4 protein-coding genes are annotated in these 1,791 nt (G+C 68.9%); 1 reads left to right on the top strand and 3 read right to left on the bottom strand.

What is annotated here, in order from left to right:
• Window positions 1-101: 101 nt before the first annotated feature.
• The 3 genes from ACM2XV_RS15000 to ACM2XV_RS14990 all read right to left on the bottom strand — a co-directional run bounded on the left by ACM2XV_RS15000 (window position 102) and on the right by ACM2XV_RS14990 (window position 1,531).
• Window positions 102-977 carry an HAD family acid phosphatase gene (locus ACM2XV_RS15000; RefSeq protein ID WP_487027517.1) on the bottom strand — a complete coding sequence of 292 codons (876 nt, stop codon included), beginning with the start codon at window positions 975-977 and terminating at the stop codon, window positions 102-104.
• Window positions 978-1,062: 85 nt separating this feature from the next.
• Window positions 1,063-1,311: an acylphosphatase gene (locus ACM2XV_RS14995; protein ID WP_344774997.1), complete on the bottom strand. Its 249-nt coding sequence runs from the start codon at window positions 1,309-1,311 to the stop codon at window positions 1,063-1,065.
• 49 nt (window positions 1,312-1,360) lie between these two features.
• On the bottom strand, window positions 1,361-1,531 hold the full coding sequence (locus ACM2XV_RS14990; RefSeq protein WP_344774999.1) for a hypothetical protein: 171 nt from the start codon (window positions 1,529-1,531) through the stop codon (window positions 1,361-1,363).
• A gap of 41 nt (window positions 1,532-1,572) precedes the next feature.
• Here ACM2XV_RS14990 and ACM2XV_RS14985 point away from each other — a divergent pair.
• On the top strand, window positions 1,573-1,791 hold a 219-nt coding region (locus tag ACM2XV_RS14985), incomplete at its 3' end, for an aminoglycoside phosphotransferase family protein (protein ID WP_487027516.1).

Below are 1,791 nucleotides of genomic sequence, written 5' to 3'. Positions count from 1 at the left end.
GTGCACGCCGCGAGCACAAGAGCCGCGGCCGCTCCCCCGAGAAGGAGGAGCGGCCGCGGCATCCGATGCCCCCGAGCGCTCATGCGCTCAGTCTGCGCTCGTTACGGCAGGTAGTACATCGGGTTCGGCAGCTTGAACTGCTTGCCGTGTGCCGCGCCCGTCAGGTCGGAGTACTGGTCGCCGAAGTCGGCCACGATGTCGTAGCCCTGCGTCTCGATGTGCGCACGGGTGCCCGACTTGTACTCGATGGTGGTGCAGCTGGCGGCCGCGCAGCTCAGATACGACGGCGTGGTCGGCTGCTTGAGGAACAGCTTCGAGTCGTCGATCGTGCCGTAGCCCGTGCTCGCGAGGTTGGCCTCGGTCGCCGCGCGCTGGGCCTCGGGGCGCCCCGTGATGAAGAACACCGTGTAGCCGTGCGCCTGCGCGAACTTGTAGAGGCCGACCATGCCGGGCACGGCGGGGAACGCGCCCGCGTTCACCCAGTAGCCGTTGATCGTGGGGTTGTAGCCGAACGAGTTCGCGATCTCGTAGTCGTAGGTGTTCAGCAGCGTGTCGTCGACGTCGAAGACGATGGCCGGCTTGGTGCCGTGGGCGGGGCGGGCCTGCGGCGAGGTGAGGTACTTCTCGGCGCCCGCGACGATCTGCGCCATCTGCTTCGCGTAGTTCGAGGTGCTCGACGGGATCGTCGCCGTGACGTCGTCGCCGACACCGGGGATGTCGTAGGTGGTGGTGGCCGAGCCGTAGTAGGCCTTGATCTGGTCTTCGACGATGCCGATGTTCGGCTCGGCGTTGCCGTCCTTCGGAACGTAGGAGTTCTCGGCGAGCGCGCCGGCCGCCTGACGATCGACGACGGTCTGGTTGGCTGCGGCGGGCGAGCCGGGGTGGGCGCTGGCGGCGAAGGTGCCGCCCAGAACGAGCCCACCGGCGGCGATGGCCGCGCCGATGAACAGGGGAAGGCGTTGGGAAGTGCGAGTCACAGTGGCCCCCGATCGGGTGTAAGGAAGGTGAACTGCTGGTGAACATAGCAGGCTCACGGTTCGCGTACGTTACGGCCGGGTCGCGTCAGCTCCGAATGGCGAAGGCGGTCTCGTGCACGACGGGGATCTCGGTGACCTCGACCGACGCCACGCGCGCCGCCTGCGGCCCGCGGTCGAGCCAGGCGAGCATGCGCTCGACGACTCCGGACTCGCCTTCGATCTCGGCCTCGACCGCCCCGTGCGGCGTGTTGCGCACCCAGCCGGCGAGACCGAGCTCGAGCGCGTGATCTCGGGCCGCGTAGCGGAACCCGACGCCCTGGACGTCGCCGGTCACGACTGCACGCACACGCCTCATCGCCGCGCCGGCCCTTCGGTGGCGGTGCCTAGCTGGACCGCGAGAAGACGTTCATCGGCAGGGCGAACGACAGGGCGATCGCGACGATGCCGGCGAAGAAGACCGGCGCCTGCCAGCTCGGCAGCTCAGGCGCGACGGCGAAGAGCACGAAGCCGCCGGCGAAGAAGATGGCGGCGATCACGAGCTTGATGACAGTCATGGGTCCTCCTGCCGACAAGCCTACCGGGCAGACTGGGGCGCGTGGACGCGACCACCTCCTATCTCGACGCCTGGCAGCTGACGACGGATGCCTCGACCGTCGCGACCCGCAGCAGCGAGGTCACCTTCGTCCGCACCGCGGACGGAACTCTCGCCGTCCTGAAGCTCGCCCGCGTTCTCGAAGAGCAGCGCGGGAACGCCCTGATGGCATGGTGGTCCGACAGAGGCACCGGCGCCTCGGCGCGGGTGCTCCAGCAGCTC

The organism is Gryllotalpicola sp. CP2-P1, assembly GCF_057512245.1.
Note: the sequence above shows the minus strand (reverse complement) of the source record. Positions and strands in the feature narration are given on the sequence as shown.

What these genes read in the sequence shown, in the direction of transcription:
- ACM2XV_RS14990 (WP_344774999.1), bottom strand. Translation starts at nt 1,531, where the DNA reads ATGACTGTCATCAAGCTCGTGATCGCCGCCATCTTCTTCGCCGGCGGC.